General features: G+C 42.5%; 20 protein-coding genes. 11 read left to right on the top strand and 9 right to left on the bottom strand.

Features of this window, described 5'->3' with window-relative positions; all coding sequences use genetic code 11:
- Window positions 1–161: 161 nt before the first annotated feature.
- The 6 genes from GVY04_19770 to GVY04_19745 all read right to left on the bottom strand — a co-directional run bounded on the left by GVY04_19770 (window position 162) and on the right by GVY04_19745 (window position 7,314).
- A complete protein-coding gene (locus GVY04_19770; protein NBD18285.1) occupies window positions 162–1,271 on the bottom strand; it encodes a hypothetical protein in 1,110 nt (369 codons plus the stop codon).
- Between the two features lie 392 nt (window positions 1,272–1,663).
- Complete coding sequence (locus tag GVY04_19765) at window positions 1,664–4,921, bottom strand: AcrB/AcrD/AcrF family protein (GenBank protein NBD18284.1); 3,258 nt, start codon at window positions 4,919–4,921, stop codon at window positions 1,664–1,666.
- Window positions 4,922–5,082: 161 nt separating this feature from the next.
- Window positions 5,083–5,496, bottom strand: coding sequence for an SCP-2 sterol transfer family protein (locus tag GVY04_19760; GenBank protein ID NBD18283.1), 414 nt, complete (start codon window positions 5,494–5,496; stop codon window positions 5,083–5,085).
- Window positions 5,497–5,610: 114 nt separating this feature from the next.
- A complete protein-coding gene (locus GVY04_19755; GenBank protein ID NBD18282.1) occupies window positions 5,611–6,618 on the bottom strand; it encodes an FAD-dependent oxidoreductase in 1,008 nt (335 codons plus the stop codon).
- 89 nt (window positions 6,619–6,707) lie between these two features.
- Window positions 6,708–7,076: a rhodanese-like domain-containing protein gene (locus GVY04_19750; GenBank protein ID NBD18281.1), complete on the bottom strand. Its 369-nt coding sequence runs from the start codon at window positions 7,074–7,076 to the stop codon at window positions 6,708–6,710.
- A 34-nt stretch (window positions 7,077–7,110) separates the two neighbouring features.
- Entirely contained in the window at window positions 7,111–7,314 is a 204-nt protein-coding gene (locus tag GVY04_19745) for a DUF2892 domain-containing protein (GenBank protein ID NBD18280.1), read from the bottom strand.
- A gap of 144 nt (window positions 7,315–7,458) precedes the next feature.
- On the opposite strand from GVY04_19745, the gene GVY04_19740 reads away from it, so the two are divergent.
- From GVY04_19740 to GVY04_19730, 3 genes are read left to right on the top strand one after another with little or no spacing between them, the layout of a single operon-like run.
- Complete coding sequence (locus GVY04_19740) at window positions 7,459–8,772, top strand: FAD-dependent oxidoreductase (GenBank protein ID NBD18279.1); 1,314 nt, start codon at window positions 7,459–7,461, stop codon at window positions 8,770–8,772.
- Window positions 8,773–8,774: 2 nt separating this feature from the next.
- A complete protein-coding gene (locus tag GVY04_19735; GenBank protein NBD18278.1) occupies window positions 8,775–9,050 on the top strand; it encodes a metalloregulator ArsR/SmtB family transcription factor in 276 nt (91 codons plus the stop codon).
- Window positions 9,051–9,078: 28 nt separating this feature from the next.
- A complete protein-coding gene (locus tag GVY04_19730; GenBank protein ID NBD18277.1) occupies window positions 9,079–10,431 on the top strand; it encodes an efflux RND transporter periplasmic adaptor subunit in 1,353 nt (450 codons plus the stop codon).
- A gap of 54 nt (window positions 10,432–10,485) precedes the next feature.
- Here the strand turns inward: GVY04_19730 and GVY04_19725 are convergent, their stop codons facing one another.
- The gene (locus GVY04_19725) at window positions 10,486–10,929 is read right to left on the bottom strand and encodes a hypothetical protein (protein ID NBD18276.1); all 444 of its coding nucleotides are present in this window, start codon (window positions 10,927–10,929) and stop codon (window positions 10,486–10,488) included.
- Here GVY04_19725 and GVY04_19720 point away from each other — a divergent pair.
- Window positions 10,928–11,467: a hypothetical protein gene (locus GVY04_19720; GenBank protein NBD18275.1), complete on the top strand. Its 540-nt coding sequence runs from the start codon at window positions 10,928–10,930 to the stop codon at window positions 11,465–11,467. The two genes, GVY04_19725 and GVY04_19720, sit on opposite strands and share 2 nt — an antisense overlap.
- Before the next feature lie 53 nt (window positions 11,468–11,520).
- Here the strand turns inward: GVY04_19720 and GVY04_19715 are convergent, their stop codons facing one another.
- Window positions 11,521–11,721, bottom strand: coding sequence for a hypothetical protein (locus GVY04_19715; protein NBD18274.1), 201 nt, complete (start codon window positions 11,719–11,721; stop codon window positions 11,521–11,523).
- Between the two features lie 216 nt (window positions 11,722–11,937).
- Here GVY04_19715 and GVY04_19710 point away from each other — a divergent pair, with 216 nt between their 5' ends.
- The 5 genes from GVY04_19710 (at window position 11,938) to GVY04_19690 (ending at window position 14,897) form a co-directional block, all read left to right on the top strand.
- Complete coding sequence (locus tag GVY04_19710) at window positions 11,938–12,534, top strand: DUF3365 domain-containing protein (protein NBD18273.1); 597 nt, start codon at window positions 11,938–11,940, stop codon at window positions 12,532–12,534.
- Window positions 12,535–12,574: 40 nt separating this feature from the next.
- Window positions 12,575–13,081, top strand: a complete 507-nt coding sequence (locus GVY04_19705) for a DUF3122 domain-containing protein (GenBank protein NBD18272.1) — start codon at window positions 12,575–12,577, stop codon at window positions 13,079–13,081.
- 152 nt (window positions 13,082–13,233) lie between these two features.
- Entirely contained in the window at window positions 13,234–13,731 is a 498-nt protein-coding gene (locus tag GVY04_19700) for a host attachment protein (protein NBD18271.1), read from the top strand.
- Between the two features lie 30 nt (window positions 13,732–13,761).
- Window positions 13,762–14,193, top strand: coding sequence for a hypothetical protein (locus tag GVY04_19695; protein NBD18270.1), 432 nt, complete (start codon window positions 13,762–13,764; stop codon window positions 14,191–14,193).
- A gap of 182 nt (window positions 14,194–14,375) precedes the next feature.
- Window positions 14,376–14,897, top strand: coding sequence for a DUF3122 domain-containing protein (locus tag GVY04_19690; GenBank protein ID NBD18269.1), 522 nt, complete (start codon window positions 14,376–14,378; stop codon window positions 14,895–14,897).
- 105 nt (window positions 14,898–15,002) lie between these two features.
- On the opposite strand, the gene GVY04_19685 is transcribed toward GVY04_19690, so the two are convergent.
- The gene (locus GVY04_19685) at window positions 15,003–15,419 is read right to left on the bottom strand and encodes a hypothetical protein (protein NBD18268.1); all 417 of its coding nucleotides are present in this window, start codon (window positions 15,417–15,419) and stop codon (window positions 15,003–15,005) included.
- A gap of 599 nt (window positions 15,420–16,018) precedes the next feature.
- Here GVY04_19685 and GVY04_19680 point away from each other — a divergent pair.
- Both GVY04_19680 and tnpB read left to right on the top strand, forming a co-directional pair.
- Entirely contained in the window at window positions 16,019–16,495 is a 477-nt protein-coding gene (locus GVY04_19680; protein NBD18267.1) for a rhodanese-like domain-containing protein, read from the top strand.
- A 330-nt stretch (window positions 16,496–16,825) separates the two neighbouring features.
- Window positions 16,826–17,804 (top strand): IS200/IS605 family element transposase accessory protein TnpB (gene tnpB / locus GVY04_19675; GenBank protein NBD18266.1); only part of this gene is annotated, 979 nt, incomplete at its 3' end.

Raw genomic sequence — 17,804 nt, 5'->3', positions numbered from 1 at the left:
TGTCCTGGACTAACCCAGTTGGGCGAGATTCCGCCCTCTTACATCTAATCCAAACTAGAGAAACATCTGGAAGTGTTTACTCGCTAACCGCTCATGGCTCTATTCGCAGCTACGGGGAGGTTATCTCTCCCCAATCCCCCACCTCACGAAGTAGGTGGGGGTCATTGAATTTCCAGTCGATTAACAATTGATAAGAAGCAGGTCACAACGTGCCTTAATGCTGTTTCTTCACTTTCTACAGCCTTAATTGATTCTATCTTCTTAATTTTTAATTCTTCAGCCCTTTTTTTAGCTAGTGCTTCTTTTTCATAAACTGGTCTTTCTATATCATTAATAACATCTATAATTTCTTCCAACATATCACTCGCTAACTGATACTTAGGAGGTAACATTCCTTGAACAGCTTGAACTACTGACTTAACTCCTCCACCTGCATATTTTTTAAGTTTGTCCCAAAAACTTAGATTTGCTTTAACTTCAATTGGTTCACTAGATTCTTGTTCCTTCTTTCTCATTAACTCGTCTAGAGTGTGTTGAATCATGTCAGGTAAAATGCAAGCTAAGGGCATTTCAACTTGATAAGGCTGAGGCAAAGCACCTGTTTTTTTCATGCTGCCATCATCCTGCAATTCCGCAAATGCCATTCCTACTGAGCTAACAGGAATTAAGCGAACTGAGGTATTTGATTGATTACGAAGACTAACAATATTTTTAAATTCTTGTATTTGTAATAACTTTTCACGAATTTGCTCTAGAGTATATTGACCCTTAACGATATCCCATTTACTGATAACAAAGTGGATAGGTTTTTGTATACGTTGCATGATGTCTAGCATATTAGGAAGATCATTAATCATCCAGATCTTACCTAGCTTCTCATTACGCATGAGAGAACATATCCGTTGACCATCTAACAGTCCTAACAAAGCATCTGCCTCCGCTAACTGATTATCAAACTTTACATCTTCATCTTCCATTTCATCAGTTAATCTTCCACCTGCATAATCCAAGTAAGTGAACTTACAAGCAGAATAGATCGGCAAACTTGGACTTTGTACTTTACAAGTAAAGTTCCATTCAGATACTTCGGCAAAGCTCGTTCCCTTGGGCCATTTCTCGTCTATAGCAACTTGAGTGTAGATATTTTTGAGACGTTTGCGTTTTTCACCATTATCAACCTCAAGGAAAAAGCTCAATTCTCCTTGAGTAGAAAGTCTTTTGTACATACTAGCGAGGAACACAGTCTTTCCTGAACCTCTTGGTCCGAGCATAACGACATTGTAGGTATTTAGCATTTTCCGCTTTATGTCTGCTTTTCTTAGATTTCATATTAGTCCTAGACTACCCCCCTCTACTACTTATGAATGCATAAGATTATAAAAAATTGTGTTTTTTGTCATAATTGTGATGATCGTCAAATAAATATGGCGAAACGATATCTATCATCTTTAAGTAGTAGGGGTATTGATTAACAAAAGATAGCCTTTGCTAACTTGCTAGCTACTGTTCAATCAGGGCGATCACGCTTTATTCAGCAAAGTTCAACTATTTTTGCTGAGAATTTCCTGCCTACTACTAGCCACAGGGATTGTTTGATTTTTTTGTTGATAGCCTTCTTTATTCCCTTATGGTGCTATTATCCACCCTACTACTTACCTTAAAGCTAATCTGCAACTAATTGTTTCTCATTAACAGATTTGGGTTCTTCCTTCCCATTAGATCGCTGATCGCCGTAGTACATCAGAGGAATAATAAACAGCGTTAATGCAGAAGAGGTTAACATCCCCGTTAATAAAGTCCATGCTAACCCAGACCACACGGGATCGCTGAGAATGGTTAACGTGCCTAACATGGTGGTGACACTGGTGAGAAGAATGGGACGAAAGCGCACCGCACCGGCTTCGATAATGGCTTCTTTCAGTTCAATGCCTTCTTTGCGTCTGTCTCCCACAAATTCTAAGAGGACGATCGCGTTGCGAACGACAATCCCGGCTAAGGCAATCACCCCAATCATCCCTGTGGCGCTGAAATAAACGCCGTTGAGAGAGAAGCCCACTAAAATTCCGATTAGGGCTAATGGAATTGCCCCCAGCATGATTAAGGGAATTTTGAAACTGCGGAATTGTCCGACAAGGATAATATAAATTAGAATGACCGCCACCAGCATCGCTAAGCCTAAATCGCGGAAGACTTCTAGGGTGAGTTGCCATTCCCCTTCCCACTGAATCGAGTAGCCATCGGGTAAGGGGTTACGGAAGAAGTAAATCAGTTGTTCCATGACCGCATAAACCGACGATCGCGCATTCATTTCCCCAAAGACATACGTGACAGGAACTTGATTTCTGTGGAAGATGGGCTGATCTACCGTCGTGGAAGTAAAGGTCACTAACTCGGTGAGAGGAACTAAATTTCCCTCTGGGGTCGGCATTTGAATCCGACGCAGATCATCAATGCTTTGACGGTTGGCTTCAGCAAAACGGACTTGAATCTGTACTGGGGTTAATTCTCCAGGGACTTGCAACGTGGAAGCATCCACCCCTCGAATTGCCATGTTGATGGTTTGGGCGATGTCTTGGGTACTTAATCCCGCTTGGTTCGCTTTTTGCCGATCCACTTCCAGCTTCATCTGCGGGATTTGGTTTTTCACCGAGTCATCCACGTCCACCACTTCACCCGTATTGCGGAAGACATCAGCCACTTGTTTGGCGAGTTCACGCTGGCGTTCGTAGTCGGGTCCATAAATTTCCGCTAACATCGTGGAACGCACAGGTGGACCCGGTGGATCTTCAATTAACTTGACGATCGCGTTATTTTGTTGGGCAATATCCGTTAATTCGGGACGTAAGCGGAAGACAATATCTTCAGAACTCACTGATCGCGCACTCTCGTTCGTCAAGTGAACCCGAATATCCGCTAAATGTTCCCCACTGCGATGGGTATTCCCGCGCAATAAGCCGTTAAAATCAATGGGTGCAGCCGTTCCCACATAGCTTTCAAACTGCACAATTTGCGGGTCTTCTTTCAGTACTGTTTCCATTTCCCGGACAATGCGGTCGGTTTCCACTAATTCCGTTCCCAACGGCGCATCTACCTGCACTAAGAAGCGGTCTTCATCTGCTTTCGGTAACATTCGGAATTTCACCGCTTGCGTCAGGGGAAGGGCGAAACTCGCCAGGAGTAAGCCCACCACAAAGAAGATTAAAAACCGTCGTCGGGTCGCAGAATCAATTAACGGTTCCATGATCCCCCGATACAGGTTGTAAATGCGGTTGGGGACTTCTTCGGAAGATTGACCATCCTGATCGCCGTTATTATTTTGGGAACGTCCCTGCACTTTAATCACGCGTACCGCTAGATAGGGCGTGACAATAATCGCCAGCGAGGTACTAATAATCATCGCCACGGGAACATTAAAGGGAATTGGTCCCATGTAAGGTCCCATCATTCCCGTGACAAAGCCCATGGGGATAAAGGCGAGAATAACCGTTACCGTCGAGAGAAGAATGGGAACGCCTAATTCTGCAACGGCAAGCGTCGCCGTTCGGACTTTCTGGGAAAAAGACTGATCGGGCATTTCCTCGAAGCGACGGTGGATGTTTTCTGTTACCGCGATCGCGTCATCCACTAAAATCCCCAATGATAAAATCAGCGCAAACAGGGTAATTCGGTTAATCGTTTGTCCGGCGATCCAACCCACTAACAGCGTTCCCGCGAGGGTTAAGGGAATGGCTAAAGCAACAATTAACGCATCGCGCCACCCTAAGAACGCAATCAGTAAGATAACTACAATCGCGATCGCCTGAAATAAACTAGAATACAAGTCCCCAACCGCCCGCGCTGCGGTGCGTCCTGCGTTACGACTGACGGCAATTTCTACGCCCGTGGGCATCTCATCTTGTAATTCTTCAACGCGATTAAAAATTTCTTTCGCCACAACCACCGCGTTTGTCCCTTTTTTCTTGGCAATCCCAATCGTCATCGCCGGACGTTCTGCAAAGTCTTGTTCCGGCTTTAATTTCGGATCGGGATAGGGTTCAGTGACATCCCAGTCTTGGCGGTTAAAGAGACGGGAATAAGTTGCGCGATCGTCATAACCATCACTGACGGTGGCAACATCTTCTAAATAAATGGGCGATCCATCTTCCCCTTGTCCAACAACAATCGCTTTTAATTCATCCGCCGTTTCAACAAGGTTTCCCCCTTCAATAAAAATCCGTCGATTCCCAACTGACACATCCCCCGCTTGCACTTGGGTATTTGCTGCTTGTATGCGTTGCGAAATCACCGCCGGAGAAATCTGATAACTTGCCAACTGTTCGGGGTCTAAATCCACGCGCATCACCCGTGGCTGTCCCCCCGTAATGGTTAAATTGCCCGTATTGGGAATTTGCCTTAACTCGCGTAATAAGCGTTCCCCAACCCGACGCAACTGGTTATCGCTATAGTCTTCTCCCGTTACCGTCAACGTTACAATCGGAACATTATCCACAATCAAGGGATCAACTTGATAATTGACCCCTTGCGGTAACTCATCCCGAGAATTAAACAGATGATTTTGCAGGCGAAATAAGGAATTTTCCCAGTCTTCCCCCACAAAAAACTGGGCAGTGATGCGCGCTTGACCCGTTTGGGAAGTCGAATAAATATCATCAATCCCCGGCAATTCCCGCAGTTTCGCCTCAATGGGCAACGTCACGGTTTCTTCCACCACTGCTGCTGGCGCACCCGGATAATGGAAATAAATATCCGCGCCAGGAACGGTAATTTGCGGATTTTCTTCTTTCGGGGTAAACAACGCAGCAGCCAACCCAAAGATCACAAGGGCAACAATGATCAGCAGGGTCACTTGCGAATTAACAAAATAGGCGGTGATGCGACCGACGATATTTAGGGGGCGTTGTTGTTCAGGAGTATTAGTCATTAGTCATTGGTCATTAGTCATTGGTTCTTTGGGGAATAGAAAACAGGGAATGGAGAATTAGTTACTCAATGGAGCAACAAGAAATAAGATCAAAGTAAGTCTGCAATCCCTTTTTCCCTTCTCCTTTCCCCCTTAACCTGTGGAGTGAACTGGTCACTGAATTAGCCAACAGCAGCAGCGTGAACTTGTCCCATGACAGAGAAACTCTTCAGGAAAGGATTGACCATGCGAGGATCTTTGATCATTGCGCCATAGTCACCGACGACAAATTTTAATTTGCCTTGCATATACGCGCCACTTAATCCCATCATATTCAATCCTTTCTCGAACCATTTTTCCCAATCTTCAGGCTTCGCACGCAAATCCCAACTCAGGGTTTGTCCGTTGTAAGCCCCAGCTTCAACGGCTTTACCATCTTTAACCACTAAGACTCCTCTGGGTTGATCTTCGCCTTTAAAGCCATAGCCAATCACCGAGTCAAAGTTAATTTTTGCTAAAGCATCAGAGAGATCAGGTTCTGCGTTCCATTGTTCTTGGTATTGCGCCATCCATTCGGGAGAAAATAAATCTGCCATTTTCAAAAGCTCCTTTTCTATACTACATGATTATGTGGTTGATTAAAAGCGAAGATTTTGTCATTTGTCATTAGTGATTAAGACAAACGACAAAAGACAAAATTTTCACTAAAGTTAAGCCGAAGCGGTAGTGAGAAGATTTTCTTCCCAGCGACGCGGGGGCGTTGCATTACGGATATCGCGCCAAATTTGGGTTGCAGCTAATGCACCATCACCTGCAGCAACAACCACTTGGTTTAAGCCTACTTTCAGATCACCAATGGCGAACACTCTCGGATGAGAGGTGCGTCCCATTTTATCCGTAATTAAGTTATTGCCTTTATAGTCAAGGTCAAACTGAGTGAGATAATCATGGTGATACTTCGATCCCATTGAGATTAATCCCGTTTCTAACTCAATCACGGAACCATCGGTTAATTCTACGCCTGTCATCTGATGATTTTCCCCAAGGAACTGTTTAATTGGGGTTTCTACGATACGATAGCCATAATCTTCCAGTTGTTGACGGAGTTCCGATCGAATCTCAAACATCCCATGAGTAAAGATGGTGATGTAAGGGGTGAACCAGCTTAAGTTAAAGACCATTTCTTCAATACTGGCTTCACTTCCTGCGAAGAAACCGCATTGTTTATCGGTCATTTCATAGCCATCACAGACCATGCAAACGTGCAAATTATAACCTGCATATTCATAAACGTTTTGCATATCGTCTAGCGGGGGAAGCTGGTCGATAATACCACTGGCTGCAATAATATATTTTGCTCGTAAGACGGGATAGATACTATTATCATTGCGTCCCACTTTTGTGGTTACGGCGAAGGTTTCTCCTTCATCAACAATCTCTTCCACAAAGCCGTTGAGAAAGTCTCCCTCTAAAGATAAATAATGATCTTTTCCGCGTTTTAGGAGTTCCCGTCCGGGAGTATCTGGGGGTAAACCGAGATAGTTGTGTAACTCCTGCATCCAAAACGATCGCGCTTTGCCTTTGTCGATGATCAGGCTAGAGAGATTATACCGTTGCAAGTAAATCCCTGCGGATAATCCCCCTGCCCCACCACCGACAACAATCGTATCGTAAATATGGTCTTGTCGCTGATCGAGGTTTTTGCGACTAATTTGCATAATTAATCTCCAAATGCTTTGGTCATTAGTCCTTAGTCATGGGTCATTCGTTATCAGACAACAATGACGTAAGGATAAAAAATAAGTAATCACTTACTTGTGGGAAGTCCTTTCTGTTGCCACTCCATCATTCCACCAGAAATGTTATAGACTTTTTGAAAGCCAGCCTTGAGGAGTTGCTTGGCGGCGATCGGGCTACGATGAGAGGTTAAGCAGATAACGGCAACTGGTTGATCTTTCGGCAGTTCCCGAAACCATTTTGGTAGTAACAACCGTCTTAAGCCTGGAATCATACCAAAAGAAAGGCGAAAGAGACTCAAGTTCACCGCCTGTGGCGCATGACCGGTCTTATATTCAAAACCCGTCCGCACATCGATTAATTTGGGAGGACGAGCCATTTGTTGATACTGCTTCGGTGAAATTTGTCGCACGGTTGGTTGTGCCGATGCTGTAACCATATAATTTTCTCTCCTAAAGAACAAACAAAGGGATTTATTGTGTCCGACAGGTCTTGAAGCCGAAAATGCTGTAAATCGGACAAGTGCCAACAAGTGCCGTTAGGGCAGGAACGGCTGCTGCAACGCTTAAAATAATGCCGGTTGTCGTTCCGCTATAAGTGCTCATTCCCAGAAATAATAAGACTCCGGCTAAGCCTAAGCGTAGAATTCGGTCTAGGAAACCAACGTTATGAGACATCAGTATCGATCCTCCGTTGTTTGTTTCACTTCATTTACAAATATATGACTAATTAGTAATTTAGTCAACCCTTGAAGCAAAATTCTATTTATGTTATTATGAATATATGATTAAATAGTAGTATAAAATCAGGATTTATAAGATATGGCACATATTGTAATTGTTGGGGCAGGATTTGGCGGGCTTTCTGTAGCTTACGAACTTAAACATTTATTGCACGGCAACCACGAAATCACGCTCATTTCCGATGAGCCGACGTTTACCTTCATTCCCTCTTTACCCTGGGTTGCCTTTAAGATGAGACAGTTAGAAGATGTTCAACTTCCCTTAGCCCCCTTGCTCGCAAGACAAGGGATTCGCTGGCAACATGGGAGGGTGACCGGTCTTGACCCCGACCAAAAACGAGTGAGTGTCGGTGAAGACATCACCTTTGATTATGATTATCTGGTGATTGCAACGGGTGCATCTTTGGCGTATCATTTGATGCCCGGATTAGGTCCAGAAGACGGGTATACGCAATCCGTGTGTAATGCCCATCATGCGGAAATGGCACGAGAAGCCTGGGATGAGTTTTTAGACAATCCGGGTCCCTTGCTAGTGGGGGCGGTTCCGGGGGCAAGTTGTATGGGACCTGCCTATGAATTTGCCCTATTAGCGGATTATGCTTTGCGCCAAGAAGGCAAGCGCGATCAAGTCCCGATTACCTTTATCAGCCCTGAACCTTACTTAGGACATTTGGGAATTGGGGGGATGGCAAACTCAGGCAAATTAGTCACCGAACTGATGCAGCAGCGCAATATTGATTGGGTCGAAAATGCTGAAATTGCTGAAATTAAAGAAGATCATGTCAAATTAACCGATGGTCGGGAGTTTCCATTTAACTATTCCATGTTTTTACCGCCATTCCGGGGGGCACAGTTCTTAAAAGAGGTTCCTGACTTAACTGATGAGAAAGGCTTTTTACCCGTTCTGGATACTTATCAACATCCTGACTATCCCTCCATTTACAGTGCAGGGGTGATTACTCAATTAGCACCGCCGGAAAAAACGGAAGTTCCCCTTGGTGCGCCGAAAACGGGTCAAATGACGGAATCCATGGCAATGGCGGTAGCACACAATATCGCAAGGGAATTGGGAGAAATCAAAGCGCGTCCGGTGAAACCTAGCTTAGAAGCCATTTGTATGGCAGATTTTGGCGATACCGGCATTATCTTTATTGCTGCACCCGTTGTCCCCGATCCCAGTGTGGGACATCGTCGTCATGCGACTGCCTTGCGAGGAGTTTGGGTGAATTGGGTGAAAAATGCTTTTGAATGGTATTTCTTGGCAAAAATGCGTTGGGGAACGGCTGTGCCTTGGTTTGAAAAATTAGGACTATCTTTATTGCGATTATCATTGGTCACCCCTATTTCGGAAACAAAGGCAACGCAAACCAATTTAACGAGTGTAAAAGGATAAGTATGAGTGACATTGCGATGGTGGATCGCTATGAATTTTTAGCCAGTCGCTTCAAGTTATTGAGCGAACCCACCCGATTACGAATTTTAGAAGTCATTTGCGGTGAAGAACGCAAAGTCAGCGACATTTGCGAACGCACTGGGCTACAACAAGCGAATGTATCCAAACAATTGCAGTTATTAAGGGCTGCAGGGGTGGTCGCTTGTCGGCGGGTGGGGACTTGTCGTTACTACCGCGTGATTGACCAAGAGTTATTGAAATTATGCGATCGCGCTTAGTTTGCAAGGAGAGAAGAGAGGGATCAAGATGACCAATACACTATTAATCAATCAACTCGCACACAAAAAACGCCTACTCGGAATAACCAGTTTAATGATTCTCCTCGCCGGGGGAGGGATTTGGGGGTTAAATGCGGTTGTTAAACCCAATTTTGTTGCTTCCCAAACTACTGAAGAAACGGAAACAGTAGAAGAAGTTGCTGTGGACACGACAACAGTTGGTTATGAAACCACTCGGCGCGATCGCGTAATGACAGGAACAGTTACCGCGCAAAAATCAGCAACTCTCACGACTCGCGTCAATGGCATCATTGAACAAATTTTAGTGGAAGCAGGCGATCGCGTGGCCAAAGGCGACCTGATTGCCAAAATTGATGTCCGTGATATCCAAGCCCAAACCAATCAAGCCCAAGCCAGTTTGTCACAAGCGCAATCGGCGGTTAATTCTGCGCGATCGGCTTATCTGACGGCGCAATCGCAAGAAAACCAAGCCCAAGCAGCCGTACAAGAAGCCCGAGGGGAATTGCGAGAAGAACAAGCCGAATTAAAAGATGCTCAACTGCACCAACAACGGATGAAAATGCTTTACGAAAATGGCGCAGTGAGTAAATCCCGTCTCGATGAAGCCAATGCCCGCTTAGCAAGCAGTGAAGCGCGAATGGAGCAAATTAAAGCCAATATCCAACAAGCCAGAAGCCGAGTCGAACAAGCGCGATCGCAGATGGATCAAGCGCAAAGTAGTATTGAACAAGCGCAAGCCGGGGTTGCTCAAGCCAAAGCCAATTTAGACCAAAGTAGTGCCAATCTCGACTATGGTAACCTGAGAGCACCCTTTGATGGGGTGATTACTAAAAAACAAGCCCATGAAGGCGCAATGGCAGGGGCAATGGCTGGATTTGGACAACCGATTGTCACGGTAGAAACAGTGGACAACCTTGAATTTAAGGTGCCGGTTCCCGAATCACTCCTCGGACAAGTTTCCGTTGGCGAAAGAATTGGCGTTAAAATTGACGCGATCGCGCGAGAAGTGGGCGGTGAAATTAAACAAATTGTTCCCAGTGCCGATCCCAAATCCCGTAACTTTATGGTGAAAATTGTTCTGGATGAAGATAAACAAGTTATTCCAGGGATGTTTGGTCGCATTAGCCTTTCCACCCGCGAAGAAGGAACATTAACCATTCCTGCATCCGCAGTCATTGAACGCTTTGGGATTACGGGGGTTTATCGCGTTGTCAATGATCAAGCCCAATTTACAACAGTGACACTTGGTACTCAGCAAGGGAATCGAATTCAAATTCATTCGGGACTCGAAGCAGGAGACTCCATTATCTTAAATCCGTCTTCCGAAGTCAAAGATGGCGCGATCGTTACCAAAAAGTGAGCGCGATCACGTTTTGCTTTGATGGGCTCTAATCGTAACTTAGTCTTCAGACAATCACTCAGAGACTAAAGATTTACGCTCTAGCATAAACTTCACATGCAATAGCCTTCTGTCAGTAGCATAGTCAGATGGAATCATTACGCCAGATGAACTTTCCAGTGGTCGAGGTTCTCCAAAATCAATCACCTCCCACTCGGTTCCCATTTCGTCTATGAAGCTCTCACACTCATCTGCTCTTATATTATGCTCATTCAGCTTATACTGCGTGATCTGTGCGTGAGCATGAAATTGATCTATAATTTCAAACGTAGAGCATTTAACTTTCTTAATAATTTCCCTGGATGACTTTAACTTGATATCAAAGTATGTCGCCTTGATACTATCATACCTAGATTGATAGGTTTCTTTGAAATAAATCTTTGGTGTTTTAGGTAATTTACCCTCTTGATCAGTTGATGTTTCCTCTTGAGAAGAGTCTAATTTTCTGTGACTAGACATGGCTAATAATCCGCAATCACCTAACTATTCGTCCATTATAACCCTCGTTTTTGAGGACGGGCAGGAGTCTGTTAAAAATTTGAATAATAGCATTGACAATCTCAATACAAAACTTAGCGCAATAACAGGCTTTGATGTAGTTTTAATTAAGTTTATTGGTGATTTGCCTGATCAGACATTTCAGGTAAACTGCTCTCTTTCCAATGATTGTCTTCCCTGTTATGGCTGTACTCTTTTGAAAGGGCTAAGTCTAATTCTAGTCGTTGTTTCAGCTCTCATTAGTCTTTTAGCCTTCCTTCCGAAGGAAGACAATAGTGAGATTATCTCCCCATCAGAGCAAGCTCAAAAATTCTCAGAACTATCTTTATCAGAAGATGAGTACAAACTATTTTTTATTGACAAATACTCACGAGATATTAAGAGCTTAGTCAAAGTCAGAGATCAAAAGACTAAACAACTCTTTCGGTCAGCAATTATTCTGTTGTTTGTTGCAACTTTTTCCAGCCTAGATGTACTACTAGCAACACTGATTTCCTAACTCTCTTCCTGACCTTATATGGTAATACCAGAAATCAGGAGTTGCCCGATGGTTCACAGATCAGTACAATCTCCTTTTCGCAGATGCTTTAATGCTTTTTCCGCAAGGTGATCCAGCTTCCCCGCAGCAACATCTTCTTCCAATTGACGATCCCATTGTTCTGCATCAAACTCCGCAAACCAAGTTCTAAAAGCAGCTAGTTCTTCTGGTGTTAATTGAGTAACAACTTGTTTAGCCTCTTGTAAGGTACTCATAATTACTGTGGCATACCTCTTCCAGAGTGTAAGGTGTGCTTCCATTCTATCGAGAAGATCCCAAACGTTTTATACCAGCAACTTTGTAATTCGCCCGCAACCCGACTGTATAGGAAGTTAGAAAACGTCATCCTCACGCTCTGATGTTTTTTTGCTGTCCCCTATGTCCTAATATGAAAATATTCAGTTTTGTCGAATATAACCAATAAGTTAAAAATGATTAAATTTCTCTCCCAACTCATCCTTTCTTTGTTATTAGCCTTTAGCCTCATTTTGCTTCCCCTTAAACCCGCTTATGCACAACCTCAGGCGGAACAGTTAGCCGATGCTGTACAGGAAATCGAATCCTTGGATGCCATGCGATCCAGTCTCGCTTCCACCTTAGAAGGAACGGATGAAAAACCAACCCTACAAACCTTCAAGGAAGTGTGTAAACCGGTGGGAATGCGAGCGAAACAACTCAGTCAAGAAAAACCTTGGGATGTTAAACAAGTGGCGGAAAAATATCGGAATCCCGCTCACGAACCCACCACCCGAGAAGCCGTCGCCCTTGAAAAATTTGCCAATAACCCTGACTTATCTGGGTTTTGGGAAACAACACCAGAAGAAACCTTTTATTATCGACGCATTAATGTCGAAGCAACTTGCTTAAAATGTCATGGTGCAAAAGCGGAACGCCCTGATTTTGTTCAAGAGCGTTACCCCGAAGATAAAGCTTATGATTTTGAAGTAGGAGACTTACGAGGAATGTATCGCGTTTTGCTTCCGCAAGTGCAACAACAAATCCAAGCGGCTTTACAATACGTTGACTAATCGAGTTGCTAATAATAAATGACTAATGACAAAAAAACAAATGATCAAACTTCTCCCTAGCTGGAAACAACTCTTTCTTCTCACCTTAACTGTTGTCCTTGCCATTCTGTTTTTCTTTCCCAGTCACGCAGCAGCTTCCATTCGCAAAACCGAAGAAGCAGATGGACAAATTCTCTATCAATCTCGCCATCAGTTGCAAGACACTCAGCAAGAATCTTGGCAAGTTGTGCTCTTTAAACGAGAAAAAGAAGAAAGTGCAAGTGATATCAAATTGAGATTAGTGGGGTTTCCCGGAAAAGTTGAAATCGCCCATCCGCAACCATTAGTGATTGAAAATCGGTTGCAAGCTTGGCAAGCCGAAGATTTATTTGCAGAAGAATCTCCTGCCCCGAATGTTGGGCAATACAATGTAACGCAAATTATTTCTCAGCTTTCTCAGGAAGATGATGTCCTACTAAAAATTCCAGAAACTAATGATGAAACTATCAACCTAACTGTACCGGGAGTGATTATTTTAGAGTGGAAAATTGTAGCAGGAGAGAATTAATTTTAAATAGAGCAAAAAAAATAACTATATTTTTTAACTGCAAGTAATAAATGAAATCAGATTGTTTGAAGAATTGTAAAATTATATGATGTGTTTGAGAATACTTTTCCCTATATAATAAAGATATAGAGAGTATTTGCAAGGTGTAAATTATGGCTAAATTTGCCGTTGCAGTTATCAATGGAACTCAAGCGCGTTTCTTTACCTTAGATTCAGCAGAAATATTAGAATATGAATCGAGTCCGAAGTTGATTGAACAGGAATCCCTATCAGACTCCACTAAAGAACTCCAGGGTCAAGAACTTTGGGCAAATACAAAAACGGGACGCAACCGAGGAACAAATGGTCAAGCGCATAGCTATGATGACCATCGCCAAAACCATAAGATTGAATTTGAAAAAAAATTTGCGAATAAGATTAGCAACGCAATGTTAAATCTTATTAAATCTTTTGAGGTTAACCACCTAATTTTAGTGGCAGAACCGCAAATTTTAGGTTTGATGCGAGAAGCAATGGCTGACAATTTGTTTGCCAAGATTACTATTACGGAAGTGGCTAAAGATATTTGTCATTTTAATGTCAATGAAATTCACGATTATCTAACTAAAAAAACAACCTTACCACCTTGCCAAAAAGTTTATTCCCGATGATGCTTTATCGCGTTATTTCATGAACGATTGATGTATCAACATACACAATTGGGTACAGCGATCGTTGTTGGACTTGTCCTTGCCCTCATTTTTACCCTCTGGTTTGGCATCAAGACGCTATGGCATCCGATTAGCACGATCTTACTTGCTGTTTTAGTTAGCTTGCTCCCGTTATTTTATAGCTTAACGGTGGAAGTGACTCAGGATGCCATTCATTGTTCATTTGGCATTGGATTAATTTCAAGAACGATTCCCATCTCAAACATAGAAACCGCTCAAAAAGTCAAAAATCCTTGGTATTTGGGTTGGGGCATTCAATATGTTCCTGGGGGATGGATGTTTAATGTTTCAGGATTTGACGCGATCGAGCTGCAATTCAAATCCGGTCACAAATTTAGAATTGGCACCGATGATCCGGTCGGTTTATTATCTGCCATTGAACAAGCAAAGCGGAAAAGCTGACCAACGGTCAAAGCAGGTGCTTTCCGTTTAGGAAGGCGTAATCTTTGACTAGTTGAGGTATTGCCAGCCATAACAGACAAATGAGACTTGAGTTGGCTTCAACATAACCTACGAGGGATTAAATATAACTACATAATCATTAAATTATTAATTGATGAGTAATGAAATGAAATCAGTAAACTATGAATTATCTTCTTCGTCAATTAATTTTAGGCATTACCCTCATTGCAGTTGTTCTCGGACTAAATGGCATTTTCTCACAACCAGCCCATGCTGAAATTCGGAAACTGCAAGAAGACGAAAACCAAGTGGTTTATCAATCCCGTCAGAAATTATTTGATCGCTATGATCAAACGTGGCAAGCGATCGCGTTTAAGCGCATTACAGCAGACGGTGCCAATCCCTTTACAATTCGTCTTTCTGGGTTTCCCGGCACCACTGAAATTGCCCATTCGCAACCTTTGACCGTGAGAACTCCCACTGGCGAAACCTTCTACGCGGAAGATATTTCTGAAGAAGCCTTTGTGGATCAAGCCCCTGCTGGCAACATTGGTCAATATGATTTGGAATCGATTATTTCCCAATTACCAACCGAACTAGAAATTATCTTTTCTTTGCCCACTCAGGATGAGAAACAGATTCAACTTGCTGTTTCTCCCTTATCGATCCAAGAATGGAAAACGGTTGCGGCAAAAGAATCATAAATTTAGGCACCCGCGAAAAAAGGATTAGACGCCTATAGCAAGATAAAATTGCCAGCGCTGAGGGAATTTTATCTTGCTGCTATCGACTGTTCAAACGGTCAAAAATTACTGGATGAGAGAAGAAAGATGAAACTGCGCTCTTAACTCCTTGACAGAATAATCTTGTAAATGAGAGAAGTCAATTTGGTTTAAGTTTTTGACCTCTACCTGACGACCATCCCTAACCCCGCGATCAAATTCTTTTAAATCAGACCAACGTAAGCGATATTTCTGGGGGTAAAACAATAACGCAAAAATCTTAAAGATCCACAAATGAATTCGTTGACACTTGGCATCATTCCCCATTGTGAATCCAATCACATAAGCTTCACTTTCAGGAGCGCGATCGCGCCCTAATAAAATATGTAAGCAATCGTGGTTAAATAAACTAATATCTCCTGGTAATGCCAATGGACTCTGAGAATTTTCCAGTAAACGGACAATCCAAGGAATGGATGCGGCAGGATCAACACTAAATGCCATTACCTGGTCACGTAAACACTCTGAATAATTACAATCAATAACTTGCATCATGTTTCCTTCCTTTTCGCAAGTGAGTTAGAGATTACGGATTTCTAAGCGAAAGGCACCGACTCTAACCGTTGGTCAAAATGATCCGCAAGCAGCAAGCTACTCTCAACCCCTAAATTAGCTAATTCGAGAAGAGTTTTATCGTAAAAAAAGATACCAATTCCTCAAATTTCAATCGTTTTTTCGGGATCATTCCCTCTTTTGGTGGAGAAGATAACTTGTCGTCGCTGCTTTCAACAGGAAAGATTGTGCTTAAGTAACATTCATTTCTAGTTTCGATACGCCAATTTCTTAAGCTAAGACATATTTAAACTGTCTTCTTCTTCATAAGTGGAATGACTTTGAACTCCTAACCTGTTCCCTAATCTTCACCAAACCATTGCAATGTACCACAGCTAATTCATTAATCGCATTTATTGATTCTTTCATGACCTAACTTTCGATAGATCAAGCATAACTATATATTTATTAAATTAGGGATTAGCTTGTGCAATTAAAAAATCAAGCAAAAATATTTACTTCAATTCACAAAAATGTAGAGAGTCAAGCTCATGTTAAAGCGTTTAATAATAATCGGTTTCAGTTGTTTCCTCTGGCTGGGAATTAGCAGTCCTTTGCTGCCCCAGATCAGTCCTCAAAATAATGCAATGGCAGCAACAATTTCCTCAGAAGTTGAAACAGCAGTGGATGATTTTTTAAGTAATATTCCGAGCGGATATTATACCGTTAAAGAAGTCGATGAAATTGAAAATCTGGTGAAGAAAAAAGATGCGCAACTGATTGATGTCCGCGAACCTTTAGAGTATGCCAGTGGACATATTCTCAATGCCATTAATATTCCGCTACGAAACTTAGCCAAACAGCAAGATAAAATTGCCACTGACCGACCCGTAATTTTATATTGCACGGTTGGTTATCGCACCGCAATTGGGCTGGCAACGCTCCATTTATTAGGTTATGACAATGTATTAGGCTATCCCCCCAGCGTAAAAGGCTGGAAAGCAGCAGGAAAATCATTAGAATATTAATGTTAATTTCGAGGCAAGTTGGCACAGCTAAATGATATCTAACTTGCCTCTTGACTATTAATTAATTTGTACTTCACACAATCATAAATTCATCTACTCGCTATTCTTAGATCTAACTATTAAATTAATTAATTAATTAATTAACTAATGTCTGATTACTGTATCCGAAGAAGCTTACTTTAACTGACGTGAGCGAGAATTCCCCCACCTCAAGGAAGGAGGTGGGGGATGACAGCGAACTTAAAACGAAGTCCGATCAATTAGTATTAGGGCTTGGCAAACCTCTGTCGTTACCTTATCATAAATATAGTTTACGTTATCTTTATCGCAATGCGACGAGCAATCAAGGTTAGGCTAGATCCAACACCTTCTCAGCAGTCCCAACTCAATCAAGTGATGGGAGCGGCCAGATATTGGTGGAATTATGCCTTAGCCTTATGCAAACAGCATTATCAAGATACAGGAAAGGGATTAGGACGAACTGCGCTTAATGCTGATCTTCCTAAGTTAAAATATCAAGAAGAAACTGCTTTCCTCAAAGACTGTCCTTCTCAAGTCTTACAAGCAACCACATTAAACCTTACCAAGGCTTATAAGAACTTCTTTGAAGGGCGTGCAAGATACCCAAGATTCAAAAGTTTTCACCATAAACAGTCCTGCCAATTTCCTCAAAACGTCAAAATAGTTGATAATAAAGCCTTAAAACTACCCAAGATGAAAGGGCTAGTCAAAGCAAAGATTCATCGACTTTTTGAAGATGGGAAGTTAAAAACAGTTACCATTAGTCGGACTCCCACTGGAAATTATTATGCTTCTTTGCTGTTTGAAACCCAACAAGAAGAGCCAAAACCAGTTACAGAAGGTAAGGTGGCTGGAATTGATTTAGGAATCAAGGATTTTGCTATTGTCCACGACGGAGAGAAATGTTCTAAGTTTCCTAACCCAAAACACATCTCTAAACATGAGAGGAACTTAAAACGGAAACAGAAAAAGTTAGCCCGTAAACAAAAAGGTTCTCAATCAAGAGAAAAAGCGAAAAAGCTGGTCGCTAAGGGACACGAACGAGTTAGCAATACCCGCCAAGACTACCTCCACAAGGTATCCCGAAAAGTCGTGGATCACAATCAGGTAGTCGTAGTGGAAAACTTGAACATCAAGGGTATGGTTCGTAACCACAAACTAGCCAAAGCAATTTCTGATGTGAGTTGGGGAATGTTTGTCAACTTCTTGGACTATAAACTCAAAGAAAAAGGAGGAGTTTTAGTGGAAATTGATAGATGGTTTCCTAGCTCAAAAATCTGTTCTCATT

The organism is Cyanobacteria bacterium GSL.Bin1, assembly GCA_009909085.1.
Classification (GTDB): domain Bacteria; phylum Cyanobacteriota; class Cyanobacteriia; order Cyanobacteriales; family Rubidibacteraceae; genus Halothece.
The sequence above is the reverse complement of the archived record's forward strand: the minus strand, read 5'-3'. Positions and strand labels throughout refer to the sequence as shown.

Bases quoted from the DNA above. Each gene is read 5' to 3' on its own strand.
- GVY04_19770 (NBD18285.1), bottom strand. From the start codon at position 1,271: ATGCTCGGACCAAGAGGTTCAGGAAAGACTGTGTTCCTCGCTAGTATG.
- GVY04_19765 (NBD18284.1), bottom strand. From the start codon at position 4,921: ATGACTAATACTCCTGAACAACAACGCCCCCTAAATATCGTCGGTCGC.
- GVY04_19760 (NBD18283.1), bottom strand. From the start codon at position 5,496: ATGGCAGATTTATTTTCTCCCGAATGGATGGCGCAATACCAAGAACAA.
- GVY04_19755 (NBD18282.1), bottom strand. From the start codon at position 6,618: ATGCAAATTAGTCGCAAAAACCTCGATCAGCGACAAGACCATATTTAC.
- GVY04_19750 (NBD18281.1), bottom strand. From the start codon at position 7,076: ATGGTTACAGCATCGGCACAACCAACCGTGCGACAAATTTCACCGAAG.
- GVY04_19745 (NBD18280.1), bottom strand. From the start codon at position 7,314: ATGTCTCATAACGTTGGTTTCCTAGACCGAATTCTACGCTTAGGCTTA.
- GVY04_19740 (NBD18279.1), top strand. From the start codon at position 7,459: ATGGCACATATTGTAATTGTTGGGGCAGGATTTGGCGGGCTTTCTGTA.
- GVY04_19735 (NBD18278.1), top strand. From the start codon at position 8,775: ATGAGTGACATTGCGATGGTGGATCGCTATGAATTTTTAGCCAGTCGC.
- GVY04_19730 (NBD18277.1), top strand. From the start codon at position 9,079: ATGACCAATACACTATTAATCAATCAACTCGCACACAAAAAACGCCTA.
- GVY04_19720 (NBD18275.1), top strand. From the start codon at position 10,928: ATGGCTAATAATCCGCAATCACCTAACTATTCGTCCATTATAACCCTC.
- GVY04_19725 (NBD18276.1), bottom strand. From the start codon at position 10,929: ATGTCTAGTCACAGAAAATTAGACTCTTCTCAAGAGGAAACATCAACT.
- GVY04_19715 (NBD18274.1), bottom strand. From the start codon at position 11,721: ATGAGTACCTTACAAGAGGCTAAACAAGTTGTTACTCAATTAACACCA.
- GVY04_19710 (NBD18273.1), top strand. From the start codon at position 11,938: ATGATTAAATTTCTCTCCCAACTCATCCTTTCTTTGTTATTAGCCTTT.
- GVY04_19705 (NBD18272.1), top strand. From the start codon at position 12,575: ATGATCAAACTTCTCCCTAGCTGGAAACAACTCTTTCTTCTCACCTTA.
- GVY04_19700 (NBD18271.1), top strand. From the start codon at position 13,234: ATGGCTAAATTTGCCGTTGCAGTTATCAATGGAACTCAAGCGCGTTTC.
- GVY04_19695 (NBD18270.1), top strand. From the start codon at position 13,762: ATGTATCAACATACACAATTGGGTACAGCGATCGTTGTTGGACTTGTC.
- GVY04_19690 (NBD18269.1), top strand. From the start codon at position 14,376: ATGAATTATCTTCTTCGTCAATTAATTTTAGGCATTACCCTCATTGCA.
- GVY04_19685 (NBD18268.1), bottom strand. From the start codon at position 15,419: ATGGCATTTAGTGTTGATCCTGCCGCATCCATTCCTTGGATTGTCCGT.
- GVY04_19680 (NBD18267.1), top strand. From the start codon at position 16,019: ATGTTAAAGCGTTTAATAATAATCGGTTTCAGTTGTTTCCTCTGGCTG.